Origin of the sequence: Algoriphagus sp. (assembly GCF_046296635.1) — a bacterium.
Classification (GTDB): Bacteria; Bacteroidota; Bacteroidia; order Cytophagales; family Cyclobacteriaceae; genus Algoriphagus.
In genome coordinates this window covers 62,780-81,714 of sequence record NZ_JBKBKZ010000005.1, presented here as the reverse complement: position 1 = coordinate 81,714, position 18,935 = coordinate 62,780, and the positions used below count along the sequence as shown (strand labels likewise).

General features: G+C 40.2%; 13 protein-coding genes and 1 riboswitch. Of the genes, 9 read left to right on the top strand and 4 right to left on the bottom strand.

Going from position 1 to position 18,935, the window contains the following annotated elements; all coding sequences use genetic code 11:
• Window positions 1–40 precede the first annotated feature (40 nt).
• The 3 genes from ACK4HU_RS05580 to aceK all read right to left on the bottom strand — a co-directional run bounded on the left by ACK4HU_RS05580 (window position 41) and on the right by aceK (window position 4,407).
• On the bottom strand, window positions 41–1,462 hold the full coding sequence (locus ACK4HU_RS05580) for a leucyl aminopeptidase family protein (RefSeq protein WP_409804097.1): 1,422 nt from the start codon (window positions 1,460–1,462) through the stop codon (window positions 41–43).
• An 18-nt stretch (window positions 1,463–1,480) separates the two neighbouring features.
• A complete protein-coding gene (locus ACK4HU_RS05575; protein ID WP_409804095.1) occupies window positions 1,481–2,605 on the bottom strand; it encodes an alpha/beta hydrolase in 1,125 nt (374 codons plus the stop codon).
• Between the two features lie 77 nt (window positions 2,606–2,682).
• Window positions 2,683–4,407, bottom strand: coding sequence for a bifunctional isocitrate dehydrogenase kinase/phosphatase (aceK, locus tag ACK4HU_RS05570; RefSeq protein WP_409804093.1), 1,725 nt, complete (start codon window positions 4,405–4,407; stop codon window positions 2,683–2,685).
• 394 nt (window positions 4,408–4,801) lie between these two features.
• On the opposite strand from aceK, the gene ACK4HU_RS05565 reads away from it, so the two are divergent.
• Genes ACK4HU_RS05565 through ACK4HU_RS05550 form a run of 4 tightly spaced genes read left to right on the top strand, consistent with a single transcriptional unit; the run spans window position 4,802 to window position 7,673 of the window.
• A complete protein-coding gene (locus tag ACK4HU_RS05565) occupies window positions 4,802–5,479 on the top strand; it encodes a bifunctional isocitrate dehydrogenase kinase/phosphatase (protein WP_409804092.1) in 678 nt (225 codons plus the stop codon).
• Between the two features lies 1 nt (window position 5,480).
• On the top strand, window positions 5,481–6,119 hold the full coding sequence (locus ACK4HU_RS05560) for an NUDIX hydrolase (protein ID WP_409804089.1): 639 nt from the start codon (window positions 5,481–5,483) through the stop codon (window positions 6,117–6,119).
• Between the two features lie 58 nt (window positions 6,120–6,177).
• Window positions 6,178–7,431, top strand: coding sequence for a DUF819 domain-containing protein (locus ACK4HU_RS05555; protein WP_409804087.1), 1,254 nt, complete (start codon window positions 6,178–6,180; stop codon window positions 7,429–7,431).
• Complete coding sequence (locus ACK4HU_RS05550) at window positions 7,431–7,673, top strand: (2Fe-2S) ferredoxin domain-containing protein (RefSeq protein ID WP_409804085.1); 243 nt, start codon at window positions 7,431–7,433, stop codon at window positions 7,671–7,673. The genes ACK4HU_RS05555 and ACK4HU_RS05550 overlap by 1 nt, the downstream gene beginning before the upstream one ends.
• Before the next feature lie 20 nt (window positions 7,674–7,693).
• Here the strand turns inward: ACK4HU_RS05550 and ACK4HU_RS05545 are convergent, their stop codons facing one another.
• Window positions 7,694–8,014: a YbjQ family protein gene (locus ACK4HU_RS05545; protein WP_409804084.1), complete on the bottom strand. Its 321-nt coding sequence runs from the start codon at window positions 8,012–8,014 to the stop codon at window positions 7,694–7,696.
• A gap of 239 nt (window positions 8,015–8,253) precedes the next feature.
• On the opposite strand from ACK4HU_RS05545, the gene ACK4HU_RS05540 reads away from it, so the two are divergent.
• The 5 genes from ACK4HU_RS05540 to metF all read left to right on the top strand — a co-directional run bounded on the left by ACK4HU_RS05540 (window position 8,254) and on the right by metF (window position 18,908).
• Window positions 8,254–12,579: a PAS domain S-box protein gene (locus tag ACK4HU_RS05540; RefSeq protein WP_409804082.1), complete on the top strand. Its 4,326-nt coding sequence runs from the start codon at window positions 8,254–8,256 to the stop codon at window positions 12,577–12,579.
• 57 nt (window positions 12,580–12,636) lie between these two features.
• A complete protein-coding gene (locus tag ACK4HU_RS05535; protein WP_409804080.1) occupies window positions 12,637–13,953 on the top strand; it encodes a hypothetical protein in 1,317 nt (438 codons plus the stop codon).
• A gap of 88 nt (window positions 13,954–14,041) precedes the next feature.
• Window positions 14,042–14,142: riboswitch (SAM riboswitch) on the top strand.
• A gap of 65 nt (window positions 14,143–14,207) precedes the next feature.
• Entirely contained in the window at window positions 14,208–15,263 is a 1,056-nt protein-coding gene (locus ACK4HU_RS05530; RefSeq protein ID WP_409804078.1) for a homocysteine S-methyltransferase family protein, read from the top strand.
• Window positions 15,256–17,958 carry a methionine synthase gene (gene metH, locus ACK4HU_RS05525; RefSeq protein WP_409804076.1) on the top strand — a complete coding sequence of 901 codons (2,703 nt, stop codon included), beginning with the start codon at window positions 15,256–15,258 and terminating at the stop codon, window positions 17,956–17,958. Before ACK4HU_RS05530 ends, metH begins: the two co-directional genes overlap by 8 nt.
• Window positions 17,955–18,908: a methylenetetrahydrofolate reductase [NAD(P)H] gene (gene metF, locus ACK4HU_RS05520; RefSeq protein ID WP_409804074.1), complete on the top strand. Its 954-nt coding sequence runs from the start codon at window positions 17,955–17,957 to the stop codon at window positions 18,906–18,908. The genes metH and metF overlap by 4 nt, the downstream gene beginning before the upstream one ends.
• Window positions 18,909–18,935 lie beyond the last annotated feature (27 nt).

Sequence of the window (18,935 nt, the reverse complement as noted above, 5' to 3'; positions counted from 1 at the left end):
TAAAAAAAATCCGACAAATCTCTGACTTGTCGGATAATTTTTAAAGTTGGTTCTCAATATATCGAAGTAGAAGGCTAACACCGTATGCTGTTCCGGTCTTTGTCTTGGAAAATTCTCCATCTCCAAAAGCAACTCCGGCAATATCCAAATGTGCCCATGCCGGGTGATTGTGGGTAAAAGCCTGAACAAATTTTGCTGCGGTGATCGCTCCTGCGAAAGGTTTTCCGTGGAAGTTTTTGATGTCTGCAATTTCAGATTCCATCTCCTTGCCATAATTCTCCCATAAGGGAAGAGGCCAGGATTTTTCTCCCACTTCCTCTCCTGCAAGCTGCAAGCCATGGGAAAGGTTTCCGTCATTGCAAAAAAGAGCGGCACACTCGAAGCCAAAAGTTCCAATAGAACTTCCCGTCAAAGTTGCCAAATCAATGACTTGATCTGTTTTGTAATTTTTGATCAAATAAGAAAGTCCGTCAGCCAATATCAATCGCCCTTCAGCATCGGTATCTATCACTTCAATGGACAAACCCGCGTGGCTTCCAATGATTTCAGACGGAAGAAATGATTCTTTGTCAATGGTGTTTTCCACTGCCGGTACAATCGCGGTAAGATTCACGTGCACTTCAAGCTCTGCAATGAGTTGAGTTGTAGCTAAAACAGCAGCACCACCACCCATGTCAGATTTCATATGATGCATACCCTGAGTTTTAATATTGAGTCCTCCTGTGTCGAAAGTCACACCTTTGCCTACCAGTCCAAGGTGAAATTTCGCTTTGGGGTGTCGGTACTCGATTATGATGAACTTAGGATCTTTTGCAGAACCTCTGCCCACGGCCAAAAATGCCTCCAATCCTTCTGATTTGGCTTTTTTGACATCAAAAACTTTTACATCTAGTTTCGATTTCTTTCCGAGATTTTTGGCCCAATCACCCAAATATTCGGGAGTGATTTTATTTGGAGGAAGATCTACCAATTTGAATGCTTCAATTTTTGCAGAAGCGATTTTTTCTGCTCGATCAGTAAGTGATTTAGATTTATCAATTACAGTGATGATTTCTACTTTTAGTTTGGAGTAGTCTTTTGGTTTTTCTTTTTTGTAAAAACCAATGGAATACGATCCAAGCTGAAATCCCACTAAAGCGGCTTCAATTTGGTCTGCTGAAAAATTATCATCAAAGTCAATCGATACCAATTTTTCTACCAAAGATGAATTTTTGGAGAGTATTCTTCGGAAGGAATTTTCGATGGTTTTGTACTCTGGGTTCGTGCCTAGTCCAACCAAAAGTATCACTTGGCCTTCCAGTTCCAGGGTATAGGAAGTGTCTTTTTTTCCTGAAAAAATTGAGCTAGGGATCCCTGAAAATCCAAGTTTGGATGTGAGAATTTCGGCTGTATTTTCCTCGAATACTGGGATTATTCTCAAGGCTAATGTAGAGAAGGTCTTGGGATTTGTTTTGAATTGCATAAAAGATGATTTTGGATATTACTCCGGTTTGTTATTGAAAAACAGCCATTCTATAGCTTTAGGGAACTCGTCGCTCCAATAGGATTCATTGTGTTTACCCAGTTCGTTGATCGAGAGGTGAACTTTCATTTTACCTTTCAGACTTTCACGTTTCAATAGCCGATTTCTGAGTTTGGTTACGTGATTGACCATGGTCTCACTTTCATCGCCTCCGGCGTAGAGGTAAATTCGTGTTTCTTGAGGTTCGAAAAAATCCAGAAATCCGAGTTTGATTTTAGGAAGAACCCAAAGCGAAGGAGAAAAAACCATAAGTTTCCCAAAGACCTCGGGATAAATCAAACCTGAAAAAACACTCAATAGGCCTCCCATCGAACTACCACCCATTCCGGTGAATTCCCTTTCGGTTTTAGTTCGAAATGTTTTGTCTACAAATGGTTTGAGTGTATCCGTAATAAATCGAATGTATTGCTTTCCATTTCCTTTACCCAAGAGTGTTTTACCCACATTATACTCGATCAACCGCTCCTTTTCGCCATGCTCCACGGCAATGACAATAATTTTCCCGATACCATAGTCGGACATTACGGCAAGTTTTTTATCGATTTGCCAGTTTCCATACTGTGCATTTTCATTGAAAAGATTCTGCGCATCATGCAAATACAACACAGGATAATGTTCGTCGCTGGTACTATAATCATGCGGTAGGAGAGCCCAGATTTTCCGTGTCTTATTCAGCTGAGGGATTTCAAATTCTTCCGAAATCAATTGAATCTGTGGTAGCTGTGAAGGGCGATAGGGAAGCCAGTTTTTACGCCATTTGAACACTTTTTCAAATTTGACTGGCTTGTCGTCATTCCATTGACGGTTAGGAGTCCGATTACCATATCGATCTATTTCTACTTCCGACCAGTCCCCCTTCGTGAATTTATAAACTAATTCACCTTCGAATTCAGGTCCTTCAGGAAAATGAAATTCATACTTGCCATGCTCAATTTTTTTCATCTTAAAACGAAAATCTTGAGTCGCCCATTCATTAAAATTGCCGGATAGATAAACTGGTCTGTCATCATCCTCCGGGGTTTGGAGTACGATTCTTTTGGTGCGAATGGAAATAGAGAGAGGCAATTGAACTTCTGAAATCATAGGTTGAGGGTAGTGAAAGAACTAACCCCAATTCACAAAAATAAGTTTTGTCCTGCAAAGAATGAAACTTTGTTTTTTTAGACTTGTTCTTCCGGTCGAAATCGGATCTCTTCTGGATAGGGGAAAGCATGAATTAACTCTCCATTTTGAATCCTTTTTTGTATTGAACTCCAATAATTTGGATCGAACAATTCCTTATGATATTCCAGAAAATGTGGCTTTAGATCAGTTCTACCTATCATCCACCTCCTGAAATCTTCAGGAAAGACATCATTCTTTTTGATCTCATACCATGGTTCCGGCGCGTAGATTTGCTCAAAGTTTTCGGGCTTAGGTTTTTCCCGAAAATTCATGTCTCCCAAAAACTCAATTTCATCATAATCATAAAAAATGACCCGCTTTTGCCTTGTCAGTCCAAAGTTTTTGGTCATCATATCTCCGGGGAAAATATTTGCTTGTGCCAATTGTAAGATGGCTCTACCGTAATCTTCTACAGCCCGCATACCTTCTTCAACAGTGCAGCTTTCCAGAAAAATATTTAGTGGAATCATCTTTCGCTCAGTGTAGAGGTGCTTGATGATTAAATTATTTCCGTTGATCTGCAAAAGTGAATTGGTGGTATTTTTGAGTTCCTTTATCAAGTCAGAACTTATTCGGGATAGAGGAATTTTGAAATATTCAAATTCATGAGTATCTGCCATTCTGCCGACTCGATCATGAAGGGAAACCAATTTGTATTTTTCCCGAACTTCTTGCCTAGTCATATTTTTTGGCGGTTCAAAATGATCTTTGATCAATTTGAAAACAATATTTAGCGAAGGAAGAGTGAATACAGTCATCACCATTCCCTTAATTCCAGGAGCTACTACAAATTCATCCGAACTATTTTCAAGGTGCTTCAGGAAATCCCGATAAAAGAGTGTCTTTCCATGTTTATTGAAGCCAATGGCATTGTAGAGTTCATGAATTTTTTTGTGAGGAATAACCGATCTCAAAAAACCAATAATTTGTGATGGTACTTCCACTTGTACCATGAAGTAGGAACGGGTAAAGCTAAATAGATGACTCATCAGGTTAGGGTCAAAGATCAAAGTGTCTACATAGATTCCTTTTGGTCCATGCATGAAGGGAATAATAAAAGGCATCCATTTATTTCCGACGAAAGTTCTTCCGATCAAATAAGCAGCTTTGTTTCGATAGAAGACTGGTTTCAAGAGCTGCGTTTTAGTTCCTACTTCCACTTGATAACGGGTCAAGATTACTTTCTTGACTCCTTCAACCAAGAATTCCACATCTTTTTCCTTGTCCATGAATTCTGCTCCAAAATCATAATCTTCCAGAATCTTCCTAATGATCTGCTCTAAGCCAATTGATGCAGAATAGCTGTTCAAAAGATTTGAATTTTCGCTAAGTGTGTAGGAATTATATCCTTCACTGACATACATCAGCTCCTCATCGAGTGGATTATTTGGAAAAGTTTTTCTGAAAATTGAGTTGAAAAAAGTCTCTGCCAGTTCCGCATCTGGTCGATCAATGATCATTTGGTGATATTCTTTTTTTATTAAAGTCCAGATACCCCGATTGGATGATTCAGATCCTAGCGTATCCTGAAATGTTTTTGTCAATCCGAACAGGATATCCTTATAAAGTCTGAGTCGCTGTCTATGATTGAGTTGGGTGGCTTGCCAGTTTCGCTGCGCAAAATGAATTGGTGCAAGTCGAGTATAGGTATGGAATTTCTCGATATAGTTGAGATAAGCTTCGTGGAGTTTTTTGGCGATAGGTAACGCTCGATCTGACATAGTTAAACTGTAGTGAGTAGAAAGATTAATTTTTTTTCGGATTTTTCTTACTAATAAAAATTAAAAAACACTTGATTTTCTGTGATTTATAAGAAAGAATAAGTGGCCGAAGAAAATTTTGAAAATTTTTCGCAATCGATTGTTTGGAGAGAATGAAAACATTTTATACTTTTCGCAGGTATTCATACATTGAATATCTACAATAGGTTTAATAGGTTTGAGAGCAGGAAAAGGCCCGGATGTTATTCGGGCCTTTTTTGATTTGTTTTAAGCCGATTTTCTGTTTCCAGGTGGGTGATTTCTTTGAGTGTAGAGCTTACTTTCGTTTTACATTTTACAAATCCATTTGATTTTTCGATCTCTTCACTTAGCTTCAAATTTCAATTTTTGCACTATGAACGATTTCGGTAAACTTTATTACTTCCTTGTATTGGTTGGATTCATCATAATGACAGCCTGTGAATCTTCCGATTCTACTAAGAGCGAGATTTCAAATGAGCTAAAACCAAATGTTGAAAAACTAGAAGTCATGCAGAATCAGATTAACCTTGGTTTGGCACAGAAATCTTCCTGGCAAAAGCACTGGGCTGTTCACTTGGGAGGTTTTGATGCAGCAGATTTTGAATTGGTGATGACAGATTCAATTGATCCAATGGAAATGCCAGAGAGGAACCCTATTCTGCCTGGTGATCCGCTTTTTCCATACCAGCTTCCCCATCCTGAAGGAAACGGTACTATTGACATTTATTCCTATAAGGTAGAGGCGCAGGAAAGTCTAGATCGACCATATTTGAATCCTGACTCTGAAGTCATCTGGTACCGTTCGGATGGCATGAAAGAGCGATTACTTTTTATGGGTCCTTCAGGTTCGTTTGAAGAGGGAATTTGGTTGAATTCGGCGGAATTTTTAGTATTTGGGTTTTTTCAGGAGGAGGAGGGGTTCAGACCGATCATTTGGTTAATCGATCTGGAGAATCATACATTTAGTCAGTTCAAAATGAATAAGGTGGTAAAAGAATATCAGCAAGAATCCTATTTGAACTTCAAACTTAAGACTGTGGATCTTACCTAAGATGAATTTCGAACATGTGATTCGGAGGCTTGAATTAGCCCTCAAAGCACCTCTTCCCGGGAAACCTGCTCAAATGAACATGTCTCCCATGCCTGTTGATATGAGACGCTTTGATCGTGTTTTACCAGAAAATCATCGAAAAAGTGGCGTACTGATTTTGTTTTATCCGGATCGGGATAGTACGTTTTTCCCTTTGATCAAACGTCCTGAGTATGCTGGTTACCATAGCGGACAAGTAGCCTTGCCTGGTGGGAAAATGGAAATCAACGATGAAAACATCATCCAAACAGCACTCAGAGAGGCGGAAGAAGAAGTCGGAATAGATAGAACTCAAGTTAAGATTTTAGGAAATCTGAGTGATCTTTATATTCCTACCAGCAATTTTTTAGTGAGTCCAGTGGTTGGTTTTCTGGAAGAGCGTCCGGAATTTCTTGCTGAGGAAAAAGAAGTTTCAAGAATTATTCAGGCTGAATTGCCCAATTTGTTCAAGCCGGAGATTCGAAAGCAGAAGATTTTGAGACTTAGTCAAAATTTGAGTCTGGACACGCCTTATTTTGCAATTGACGGAGAGGTTGTGTGGGGAGCCACGGCAATGATATTAAATGAATTGATTCAGGTTTTTCTTTCCACTAAGGGATGAGGATTGGTCTTTTTGGGCATTTGGTTGTATAGTTGCACTCTAAAAGAAAATTCCCGGAATGGAAGAAAGTGGCCCTTTGATCAGTAATGACGCAGTAGTTTTTGGTTTGCTCATGGCAACCCTTGCTTTTGTATTTGCCACATCTGCAAGTAAAAATTCCATTTGGGTAAAGTTTTATACTTACATCCCAACAGTGCTGCTTTGTTATTTCATTCCCGCAGTATTTAATTCGGTAGGTTTGATTTCAGGAGAATCTTCAGCTTTATATAAAGTAGCCTCAAGATATCTACTACCTGCATCTTTGGTTCTGTTCACACTAAGTATTGATCTTAAGGGGATTCTTCGTCTTGGACCAAAGGCTCTGACCATGTTTCTGGCGGGTACTGTTGGGATTATGCTGGGAGGTCCATTAGCCTTATTGACAGTTGGATTTATCTTTCCGGACATTTACACCGGCACAGGACCTGATGAGATCTGGCGTGGGTTATCTACAATATCCGGAAGTTGGATCGGTGGTGGAGCCAATCAGACAGCTATGTTGGAAGTTTTTGGTGCGAGCCCTACCTTGTTTGGACAGATGATCGCAGTGGATGTTTTGGTTGCCAATCTTTGGATGGCCTTTTTACTGTATTGGGCTGCCAAACCGGAAAAACTGGATAAATTTCTTAAGTCAGATACTTCGGCGATTTATGAATTGAGGGATCGGATTGCCAAACATCGAGAAGGTATCATGAAAATCCCAAGTCTGGGAGAAACCATGTTAATCTTGGGATTTGGTTTTGGAGTCACGGGCTTTTCTCACCTTTGTGCCGATTTTCTCGCTCCTTGGTTTGACACTAATTACCCGGAGCTCAATCAATATTCTCTCAATTCTGCCTTCTTTTGGATTGTAGTCATAGCTACTACAGCTGGTTTACTTCTTTCATTTACCAGAGCAAGAAATCTCGAAGGAGCAGGAGCCTCGCGTATGGGCAGTGTTCTTCTTTATGTGTTGGTGGCGACTATTGGTATGCAGATGGATCTTGGGGCGATATTAGACAATCCAATATTCTTCTTGATCGGGATCATCTGGATGATGTTTCATATACTGATTATGTCGATAGTAGCTTACTTAATTAAAGCGCCTTTTTTCTATGTAGCGGTAGGTTCTCAAGCCAATGTGGGCGGAGCGGCATCTGCGCCGATTGTGGCATCAGCCTTTGATCCCTCACTAGCTCCAGTTGGGGTACTTTTAGCAGTGTTGGGTTATGCAGTTGGTACTTATGGAGCGTATTTGACAGGATTGATGATGCAGGCTATTTCAGGAATGTGATGCGATATAATCGAAAATTGGTATTTGTATGCACCGGACCTGATTGTAAAAAAGCAGGATCCAAAAAAATCAGCAAAGAATTGAAGGATGCGGCTACAATAGGTACGCTAAAGGGTCATTGTAAATTTTTCAAAACTAAATGTATGGATATGTGCAAGTCTGCACCTGTCGTGATTGTAGATAATCACTTCTGCAAAAAAACAGATTTGAATAAAGTAATGGAGCAAATCAAAAAGACCTGATTAGTTCAGGTCTTTTTGAATTAAAGTTTTGTAGTTTTTACGGCAGTGCCACTGACAGTTACCATCAGCATACCATCTCTGATGGTTTCGTAATCCAAATCAATTCCCACGATTGCATTCGCACCAAAATGTCTGGCTTGAGCTTCCATTTCTGATATGGCCGTTGCTTTAGCTTCCCGAAGTACTTGCTCATAGGCCGAGGACCGTCCTCCTACGATATCGGTGATGCTAGCAAAGAAATCTTTAAAAATATTTGCACCAATAATTGTCTCTCCTGAAACAATTCCGAGGTACTGATTTATTTGATACCCTTCCAGGGAAGGTGTGGTGGATATAATCATATTTATGGAGTTTGGTTAAGGTTAAATGCCACTGAAACTTGGAGCTGGGATTTTCACTGAAATGTTTCATCGATCTGAGCGCAAAAAAAAGAAAAAACTTGCTTATTTGTTTTCCTCAAGTGAACAAAAACTTTCAAAAAGAGGGGTTTCAGAATTGTATTTAAAGTTTTCTTTTCAAATATTACTTCGCTTCTTTGGTGAGAAATAAATCAACTCTCCGAATTCCTTTTTTCAAAATTATGAATCTATTCCAACAGTTCGATATCTCTGATTTTCTGAATGAAATGCAGGAACCGCTGTTTTTATTAGATTCAGATGAAATTATTTTTTTCAACAATTATTTCCTTGAAAATTTTAAACTTATTCCTGACAATTGGAGGGATTTTTTTGACCAACCTGAACTCCTGACAGAGCTGGATAAGTTCTTTCAACAAGGAATTCAACCTCATGGTAGAGTTGTAAAAAATCTCTATTCGGCTGACGAAAAAAAATATCAGTTCGAATGGGTATTTATTAATATTCCTTCGAGTTATAGTTCCCGATTTTTAATTGCCAAAGGGACAGAAATAAAAAACAGTGATAGCAAGGGTGAATCCAGTTTAGTAGAATCCGACCAGATCCTATCTCATGAGCTTCAATTCGTCCAAAGTATCCTGAATAATAGTCATGATTTGATCGCTATTCTTGACAGAAATGGGAATTACAAATTTATTAGTGACTCTGTGACTGAAAAGCTTGGATTTTCTCCTTCTGAAATATTGGGGAAGAATTTCAATGAATTTGCAGAATTAGGCTCACTGGAAATCGTCAAAGGCGATTTTTTCAATGTGCTGCAGACAGATGAGGAAGTTTCGATTGACTTTTGGGTTAAGCTGAGGAATGGTAAGCGAATTTATTTGGAGAGTTTTGCCAAAAACTTGCTCAATCATCCTCAAATCCAAGGTATAATATTCAGTTCCAGAGACGTCACGGAGTATGTCCTCACTGAAAAATCTCTGCAAAGAAGATACGAAATTGAGAATCTGATCATTCAGATGTCTTCTCGAATGATAGGTGGGAATTTCAAGGATTTGGAATCAGACTTTTATTCGGGATTATCCAAATTCGGTGAATTCCTTAATGCCATTCATGGAGAGATTCTCGTCTTCAACAAAGAAACTGACGAGTTGGAATCGCTTAGTTCTTGGTCAGCAACAAAAGAAGGTAACACACACCATTCACCTCCAAAAGATGAGTTGAAATTGATTTTTGAAAACCAACCATTTTTGGAAAGGGGAAAAGTAAGATTAATCTCTAGTGAATTTGGATCTCAACGGGCAATGAGAGACTTGGTTAATTCAAGGATTTTGATTCCCATGATTTCTGGAAATAAACTCTTGGGTTTAGTGCGGTTTGAATCTGGAAGTGTAGTCTTTCCTTTTGACGAAAAAGAAATTCAAGTACTCAGGCAATTAGGAGATGTCTTGGCTGGTGCTTATCTGGGTGTCCAAATGCAGCGGAAAATCGAACGAAATGAAAATCTTCTGACCCAGACTGAAGTGCTTTCCAAATCTGGTTCATGGAGGTTTAGCGCATTCAAAAATCGATTTTATTGTTCTGGTGGATTTTCCAGTCTATTTGGCCTAGGAAGCCAGCCTACTACCGAAGAGTTCTCCTCCTTGATTTTCAGAATAGACAAGGAATTTCGCGCCGAGTTCATCAAGAACCTGCGGAAAGCAAGTCAAGAATTAACTCGAACTTCAGGGGAATTTACAATCACTGACCCTTCGGATAAAGTACGATTTATCAGCTATGAAATAGAAGGTAAGCGGGAGTTCCTGACCCAAGGCTTGGAGGTTTATGGGTTTTGCACGGATATTTCACATAAAAGAGCTTCAGAAAGCTACTTAAGGCTTCAGTCCCAGATTTTAGCCCAGGTAAGTGATCCGATATTGGTCACAAATTTATGCTTGGAAGTTATTTACCTAAATGAAGCTGCAATTCAATTGTGCTGTCCCGAAACTACAATAGATTTTGATGGATATCTTGAGGATTTGGTATCCATTCATTGGGAGAATGATGAGAAGCTAGTGCGGATTTCTGAAAAACTTGAAGTAGGTGAAGTCTGGAAAATGGAGCGCTATTTACAAACCAAGCACACACATTATTCACCATTTGAAATTTCCATTCAGGCTATTCACGCTGAAGGAAAAGAGAAAGTGGGCTACTCAGTTATTTTGAGAGGGTTGGAGGAAAAGCACAAATCTGAACAAATAGCAAAACGGGCTCAGTTAATAGTTGAAAATAGTCCTGCAGTACTATTCAGAGTTGATCCAAACGATAATTATAAAATCCGGTATATCTCTGAGAATATCAGCCGTTTTGGGTATGACGCCACAGCGTTAATGAATAATGCTATTTCCTTTTTGGATTTATTACATCCTGAAGACAAGGAAATCATTCAAAAAAATGCCGAAGCTAAAATTTCATCGAATGGGATTCCTGCGTTTTCAGGGGAGTATCGAATAAGAACATCCACCGGTGTTTACGTATGGGTGGAAGATCGGACTCGTGATGTAGTCTCTGACTCAGGTAAGATTATTCTTCATGAAGGACTTTTTCAGAATATTTCCGACAGGAAAAATCTTGAAATCATTAATTCTCAGCGGGACGAACAATACCGCGTATTGGCATCAAATATACCCGGTACCAATATTTTCCTCATGGATAAGAATAGGAGGTATATTCTAGCAGAGGGCACCAACTTTGAGAAATGGGGTTTGAGCCGGGAGGTTTTTGAAGGTAAAAGTCTATTTGAAATCCAGTTGACTCCCTACGAGGAAATAAACGCAATTTTGGATAGAGTATATTTTCAGCAAGAAATTGTAGAATCTGAGTTTTCAATTAAAGGAAGGCAATATCAACGGACCATTAGACCCATCATTGAAAATGGGCAAGTAGAATATGCGCTAAGTATAATCAGAGATATTCAGGATGAGTATCAGGCTAAGCTGGACCTGCAGCAATCCGAAGAAAAATATCGTCGATTAGTTGAGGAATCCACGGAGATTATATTCTCACTTACCGAAGCATTCTTACTTCACTATGTTTCTCCCAATGTCAAGCAATTTTTAGATTATACTTATGAGGAAGTGACTGGGCGAAGCATTTTTGATTTTATCCATCCTGATGATCTAGGTGTTTTTCAGGAGATGCTGGATAAGGAGAAAGACTTTCTTGCCCAAAATCAGTTCCTCGAATTTAGATTGAGACATAAAAATGGAGAATACCGTGTATTCAGTACCAATGGAAAACTTATCGAGGACAAAAATGGAATTCATCGGTATTACACAGGTGTGGCAAGAGATATTTCCAAACTTAAAGAAACTCAACGAGAGCTACTTTTGGCCAAAGAAAAAGCTGAGCAAGCTTCTCAAATAAAGTCCCAGTTCCTTTCCGTAATGAGTCATGAGATCCGTACTCCTATGAATGCAGTCATAGGTTTGTCTCATTTTCTGATGGAGGAGGATCCTCGGCCCGACCAATTGGAAAATTTGAAAACGCTCCAGTTTTCAGCGGAAAATCTGATGGCATTGATCAATGACATTCTTGATTACAATAAAATTGATTCAGGTAAGGTTGAATTAGAACATGTTCCGTTTGATATCAGGAATATCATCCACCGAATAGTCCATTCTCATAGCTTCCAAGCCAACGAGAAATCGCTTAAAATCACCTGTGAAATTGATGAGGCAATACCAGAGATGCTCATTGGTGACTCACTTCGAATCGGTCAAATCGTAAATAATCTGGTGTCCAATGCAATTAAATTTACTGATACTGGTTTCGTTAGAATATCAATTTCCAAAGAACACATGCAAGGAAATCAAACTGATATCAAGTTTGTGTTTGAAGATACGGGAATTGGAATTCCGGAGAATAAGCGAAAATCAATTTTTGAAGCTTTTACACAAGCATCTTCTTCTACAAGTAGGAAATATGGAGGAACAGGACTTGGCCTTGCGATAGTCAAGAGACTGGTTGAGCTTCATGGTGGTGAAATCGAAGTAAGGTCCAGAAAGGATGTTGGAAGTATTTTTGAATTTATTATTTCATTTGAATTTGTGGATTCAAGGAAACTTGATTCTTTAATTCCAGGATCAACCCCTAAGATTCGCTCCCTGAAACATGCGTCAATATTAGTAGCAGAGGACAACGCCGTAAACCAGATTTTGATTCGGAAATTCTTAACCAAATGGGAAGTTGGTTCTTTGGTGATCGCCTCGGATGGTCTGGAAGCTTTGGATCAGTTCAATAGAAAGCACTTTGATTTGATCCTATTGGATCTACAAATGCCAGAACTTGATGGCTTCGCTGCTGCAAAAGCAATACGAAATCATCCCAATGTGGACAAACAAAATATTCCGATTTTAGCTTTGTCAGCGGCCTCTATCAATGAAATAAGAGAGGAGATGAGGATGAGTGCCATTAATGATTTTGTACCTAAACCTTTTACGCCAGAGATTCTGTTTGAAAAAATAGTGAAGTATCTCAAGCCAAAAAATCCCGAGGTAAATGAGATTTAGCATAAATTTTGCCAATGCGTTTCGAAACTTGACTCTTTCATTTCCAATTCCGACTAGATGACGCTTATCAGAGGGTATTTCTTTTTATTCATTTTCTTCATATCCCCTGTAATTCTTAAGGCTCAAGAGCAGATTAACAAACGTTCCTCTCTTTATGGCTTTACGGGTTTCTCAGGAGCTAATCTCCGTCAGTTTAATGAAATGCTATCAGAGAGGGGACTTTCATCGATGCAGAATCGATATAGGTCCTATGGACTTGGATATCAGGCAAGAATCAATGATTTTCTGGTAGGGTTCGAATTGTCTCAGCATCAAAGTAAAGCCAGTGATTTTGATGATTTTGAAATTAGGTACCGAACTTCAAGGGCACTTTTTAATGTAGGTTATTCATTGACCGAGGAGGGGAAATTTCAACTGATTCATTACATGTCCCTAGGAGTGGGGTACTTGAATTTTGAGATGCTTCCTGCCAAAAACAATCAGAACCTTGAGACTTTTCTTCTTGAACCGAAGGAAGGATTTATCCTAAGAGAAAATAATATCCATAGGGGAACCAAGTATTTTGGAGACTTCTTAACTGAAATTGGTTTTCATTTGAGCTACGATTTTGATTTGCCAGGAAGGAAAGAAGCTGTCGAAATCATTGCAAAAGCAGGTTATTCGTTTAGTCCCTTCGAGGGAAAATGGCAAATGAACGGACTGTCATTTGACAATACTCAGGCTGGTGCATTTTTAAGGGTCGGGGCTGGAATATCACTTCCTGATAGAAATTTTTTTTACAAAGATGCCTCAATAGGAGTTTCATTTATCCGAGGGATTCACTTTAGGAAGCCTGATGCTTTTAATTCTGAACTCATAAAACTGGGATATTCACCACTTGAGGGTAAACCATCAAACTGGGGTCTCAGAATTCTTGGCGAAACAGACGGGCTTTTGTACGGGATTGATGTATTTAACTCAGCCCTGGAGGGTCAGGCTAATAGTTTTCAATCTCAGACTCTCAATAGTTTGAGAATCTATGGCAATGCGGGTGTGAAATTTTTCCAGCTTAAAAACTTCGCAATCGGTGCCATGGGAGGGATTGGGTATGGTAACATCAGATATACGCTTAGCCAAATCGAAAAACCTGATTTCCCCGAGCTTTTTGAGCAGCGAAATTTTGACGGTTACTTGAGAAGTTCAGGCCTGATGGCAAAACCTGAGGTGATTTTTGAATATGGAATTCCTATCACCAAGAGAAACCTGTTTGATGTCGTCTTAAGTGCATCTGCGGGCTATGAACTGGCCTTAGGGAATTACAGGTTAGGTGAGCTCAGTATGGCAAAATTTCTTTCAGGCCCAATGGTAGGTTTTAGTGTAGGAGTTAGACCCTAATTGAGTTTTTTCTAATGAATAATCAATAAAGCGCCCGAAAATCAAATAATTCTTAAACTTTTTTGGCAAAATGCTATTAACTTTGAACAGCTTATCGAGAAAGACTGAGGGAAGGGCCCTATGACGTCTTAGCAACCTGGAAATAAGGTGCTAACTCCCATTTCGGAAATGACCGGAAACAGATGAGCGGACGAGTCACTTGTGACTCACCTCCGTGTTTTGCTCGATTCGCTTTTTGATTTAATTATTTGACGATGCAAAACAAAACAAAAGTCCTCCTTCAAGCCATTCAAAATAGGATTCTGATTCTTGATGGAGCTATGGGCACGATGATCCAAAGATACAAGCTCACCGAAGAGGACTTTAGAACTCCTGAATTAGCGGACCACCCAAAATCCGTGAAGGGTAATAATGATTTACTTTCGCTTAGTAGACCGGATATCATTCGTCAGATTCACAGAGAATACCTCGAAGCTGGTGCAGATATCATCGAAACCAATACCTTTTCGGGGACTTCGATTGCTCAGGCTGATTATGAATTGTCTCACTTGGCCTATGCAATCAATTATGAATCAGCCAAACTCGCAAGGGAAGTTGCTGACGTATTTTCTGTAACAGAGCCTAATAAACCAAGATTTGTTGCAGGTGCGATTGGTCCGACAAATCGAACAGCCTCTCTGTCGCCGGATGTAAATGATCCCGGATATCGTGCAATTACATTTGACCAACTTGCAGAGGCCTATTCCGAACAGGTAAGAGGGCTCTTAGATGGTGGTTCAGATATCATTTTGGTGGAGACGATTTTTGATACCCTCAACGCAAAAGCCGCCTTGTATGCGATCCAAGAAGTCTATGAAGAGCGAAATATTCCGCTAGATCCAAAGGAAGGTGGAATCCCAATTATGATTTCCGGGACGATTACCGATGCTTCAGGCCGAACCCTTTCAGGTCAAACAACAGAAGCATTTTTGATTTCAGTTTCTCACGTACCGTTGCTTTCTGTAGGATTGAATTGTGCGTTGGGAGCAAAAGAATTGAGACCATACCTGAAAGTATTAGCTCAAAATGCCCCCTTTTATGTGTCAGCATATCCTAATGCTGGATTACCAAACGAATTTGGAGCCTACGATCAGGGAGCCAATGAAATGGCGGATCAGGTACGAGACTTTTTGAAAGAAGGAATGTTAAATATTCTGGGCGGATGCTGCGGAACTACACCGGATCACATTCGTGCACTGGCGCAGCTGGCAGCGGAATTTAAGCCCAGAAAAATCGAGGAAGTAAAAGAGGAGGAGGCAAACAATGTTTAATAAAAACTACTTGAAACTCTCTGGCTTAGAGCCTTTGGTTTTCACTCCCAATATCAATTTTGTCAATATCGGCGAGCGAACAAATATCACTGGTTCAAAGAAATTTGCCCGCTTGATTCTCAATGGGCAGTATGACGATGCGCTGGATATTGCACTTGACCAAGTTCGTGGAGGAGCTCAAGTGCTTGATGTATGCATGGATGAAGGAATGCTCGATGGGGAATTTGCCATGGTAAAATTCCTGAATCTGATCGCATCCGAACCTGAAATTAGCCGAATCCCCATCATGATTGACAGTTCCAAATGGAGCATCATCTTGGCCGGATTGAAATGCGTGCAGGGAAAAGGAATCGTTAATTCGATTTCATTAAAAAACGGAGTAGCGGAATTCCTTCAACAGGCAAAAACGATCAAGAAATTTGGAGCTGCTGTGGTGGTGATGGCTTTTGATGAAAAAGGTCAAGCAGATACTTACCAGCGGAGAATTCAAATCTGTGAGCGAAGCTACCGTGTGTTAGTTGACCAGGTCGGATTCGATTGTCAAGACATTATTTTTGACCCGAATATATTCCCTGTGGCTACGGGAATGGACGAACATCGAAAAAACGCCCTGGACTTTTTTCTTGCTACCAAATGGATCAAAAAAAACCTTCCCGGGGCAAAAGTCAGTGGTGGAGTGAGTAATGTTTCCTTTTCTTTTCGGGGAAATGATCGAGTACGGGAAGCAATGCATGCGGCATTCCTTTACCATGCAATCAAGCACGGAATGGACATGGGAATTGTCAATCCTACTATGCTGGAAGTCTATGATGACATTCCAAAGGATCTTTTGGAGTGTGTCGAAGATGTGCTTTTTGACCGAAAAGAAGACGCCACTGAGCGACTTTTGGATTTTGCTGAAACAGTAAAAGCAGCAGATAAAAAGGAAGTAGTGAATGAAGCTTGGAGATCAGATCCAGTTTCTAAACGAATCGAACATGCGCTTGTAAAGGGTATTTTGGACTTTATCGTAGAGGATACAGAAGCTGCTCGTCTTGAGCTGGTCAATCCACTGAAAGTGATTGAAGGCCCGCTCATGGATGGGATGAATGTGGTAGGAGATCTTTTCGGGGAGGGGAAAATGTTTCTACCTCAGGTAGTGAAATCTGCCCGAGTAATGAAAAAAGCTGTGGCGTATTTGGAGCCTTTTATGCCTTTGCCGGAAGAAGGACAGGAAGCCTCTGCACTAAAAAAGATTCTCTTAGCGACAGTCAAAGGTGACGTTCACGACATCGGAAAAAACATTGTTGGTGTAGTGTTGGCCTGCAACAGTTACCAAATAATTGACCTAGGTGTGATGGTGGATGCTCAGAAAATCATCGATGAAGCCATTAAAAATAAAGTTGATATCATCGGATTGAGCGGATTGATCACGCCCTCACTGGATGAAATGGTCAATGTAGCTTTGGAGATGGAGCGGCAGGGGCTGAAGATTCCTTTGCTTATTGGCGGTGCAACCACTTCAAGGATCCATACTGCTGTGAAGATTGATCCGATGTACTCTGGTATAGTCATTCATGTGACAGATGCGAGTAAATCAGTACCGATCGCCGGCGAGGCTATCTCTGAAGAAACCAAAGAGGCTTACAGACTTCAAATCAAAGAAACCTATCAGCAGCTTAGAGTCGAGCATGAAGCAAAGCAGTTGGTGAAGCAATTGGTCAGTTACGAGGAAGCTAAATCAAATCCTGTGGAGCTTGATTGGGCCTCATTTGAACCGGTGACACCTAGAATGCTGGGCAGAACGATTCTTGAGAATTTGGACCTTTCTGTTTTGAGAAAATACATCGACTGGACTCCATTTTTCAGTACTTGGATGCTTAGTGGAAAGTATCCAAAAATCCTTGAAGATCCAGTTGTTGGTCATGAAGCAAAGAAACTCTTTGCTGATGCTCAAGATATGTTGGATAAGTTGATTTCAGAAAAGTGGCTTACTGCAAAAGCCGTTTTTGCACTTTATCCTGTCCATCGGAGAGAGGATGACGCAGTAGTCTTTGAACCAAACGATGAAAATTTGGAACTGGCGAAATTCCACTTTTTGCGACAGCAAGGGAAAAAAGGAAAGGGAGTCCCTAACCGATCTTTAGCAGATTACCTTCATCCCGATAAAACTGATTATCTAGGTTGCTTTGCGGTGACTTCCGGGCTTGGCATGGAAACCAAACTAGCCGAATTTCAAGCTGCAGGAGATGATTACAATGATATTCTGTTTAAGGCTTTAGCGGATCGTTTGGCAGAAGCTGCAGCTGAGTACGTCCACGAGCAAGTGAGGAAAAATTATTGGGGCTATTCAACTTCAGAGAGTTTGGATAATGATTCTTTGATTCGCGAAGAATATCCTGGAATCCGACCGGCTCCCGGCTATCCCGCCTGTCCCGAGCATTCCGAGAAAGTGACTATTTCCCAGCTATTGGATTTGGAAAATTCTATCGGAATTACGCTGACCTCAAGTTTTGCGATGTATCCTACCAGTTCAGTATCCGGATTCTACTTCGGAAATCCTGAGAGTAAGTATTTCGGATTGGGCAAAATCGGGGAAGACCAAGTGGCAAGCTACGCCGAGAGAAAAGGAATCACGATGCAGCAAGCTGAACGTTTATTATCCCCAAATTTGGCCTATTCACCTACACCAACATTAGCTATTTCAGTTCTATGAAGATCACTGATCACTTAAAAAACGCAACTAACACGCTTTTTTCCTTTGAGATATTGCCTCCCCTAAAGGGTCAAAGTCTTAAAGAACTTTTGGAAGGGATTGAGCCTTTGATGGAATTCAAGCCACCCTTTGTGGATGTGACTTACCATAGAGAAGAGTTTATCTACAAAAAACATCCTAATGGATTACTGGAGAAAGTAAGTACCAAAAAGCGACCTGGAACTGTAGGGATTTGTGCTGCGATCATGAGCCGATTTCAGGTCGATGCTGTTCCACATATTCTCTGTGGAGGTTTTTCCAAAGAGGAAACTGAAAATGCATTGATCGACCTGAATTTCATCGGGGTCGAAAATGTCCTTGCCCTACGAGGTGATGCACCGAAGTCAGAAGGAAGATTTACTCCGGAATCAAACGGACATGGGTACGCGAGCGAACTAGTTGAGCAAATCGTCCGGATGAATCATGGTCATTATTTACACGAAGAGACCGAAAACAGTTTTCACACAGATTTCTGTGTAGGGGTGTCCGGATATCCAGAGAAACATTTTGAAGCTCCGAGTATGAAGTTTGACTTGAAGTATTTGAAAGAAAAAATAGACAAAGGAGCAGAATACATTGTAACTCAGATGTTTTTTGATAATCAAAAATTCTTTGATTATGTACAAAGAGTAAGGGAGGCTGGCATTGATGTCCCGATTATTCCCGGGATCAAACCTATCACTACTCTTGGGCAAATAACAATGCTACCTAGAACATTTTTTCTCGATTTCCCTGATGACTTGATGGATGAATTGGAGAAATGTAAAACCAATTCGGATGTAAAAAATGTCGGAATCGAATGGGCAATCCAGCAATCAAAAGAATTGATAGTGGCCGGTGTTCCTTCGCTTCATTTCTATACGATGAGTAAGGCAGAAGCGACTTATAAAATTGCAAAGGAGATTTTTTAACAAAAAAGCCCGCCAAATAATCTGGCG

Bases quoted from the DNA above. Each gene is read 5' to 3' on its own strand.
- ACK4HU_RS05580 (WP_409804097.1), bottom strand. From the start codon at position 1,462: ATGCAATTCAAAACAAATCCCAAGACCTTCTCTACATTAGCCTTGAGA.
- ACK4HU_RS05575 (WP_409804095.1), bottom strand. From the start codon at position 2,605: ATGATTTCAGAAGTTCAATTGCCTCTCTCTATTTCCATTCGCACCAAA.
- aceK (WP_409804093.1), bottom strand. From the start codon at position 4,407: ATGTCAGATCGAGCGTTACCTATCGCCAAAAAACTCCACGAAGCTTAT.
- ACK4HU_RS05565 (WP_409804092.1), top strand. From the start codon at position 4,802: ATGAACGATTTCGGTAAACTTTATTACTTCCTTGTATTGGTTGGATTC.
- ACK4HU_RS05560 (WP_409804089.1), top strand. From the start codon at position 5,481: ATGAATTTCGAACATGTGATTCGGAGGCTTGAATTAGCCCTCAAAGCA.
- ACK4HU_RS05555 (WP_409804087.1), top strand. From the start codon at position 6,178: ATGGAAGAAAGTGGCCCTTTGATCAGTAATGACGCAGTAGTTTTTGGT.
- ACK4HU_RS05550 (WP_409804085.1), top strand. From the start codon at position 7,431: ATGCGATATAATCGAAAATTGGTATTTGTATGCACCGGACCTGATTGT.
- ACK4HU_RS05545 (WP_409804084.1), bottom strand. From the start codon at position 8,014: ATGATTATATCCACCACACCTTCCCTGGAAGGGTATCAAATAAATCAG.
- ACK4HU_RS05540 (WP_409804082.1), top strand. From the start codon at position 8,254: ATGAATCTATTCCAACAGTTCGATATCTCTGATTTTCTGAATGAAATG.
- ACK4HU_RS05535 (WP_409804080.1), top strand. From the start codon at position 12,637: ATGACGCTTATCAGAGGGTATTTCTTTTTATTCATTTTCTTCATATCC.
- ACK4HU_RS05530 (WP_409804078.1), top strand. From the start codon at position 14,208: ATGCAAAACAAAACAAAAGTCCTCCTTCAAGCCATTCAAAATAGGATT.
- metH (WP_409804076.1), top strand. From the start codon at position 15,256: ATGTTTAATAAAAACTACTTGAAACTCTCTGGCTTAGAGCCTTTGGTT.
- metF (WP_409804074.1), top strand. From the start codon at position 17,955: ATGAAGATCACTGATCACTTAAAAAACGCAACTAACACGCTTTTTTCC.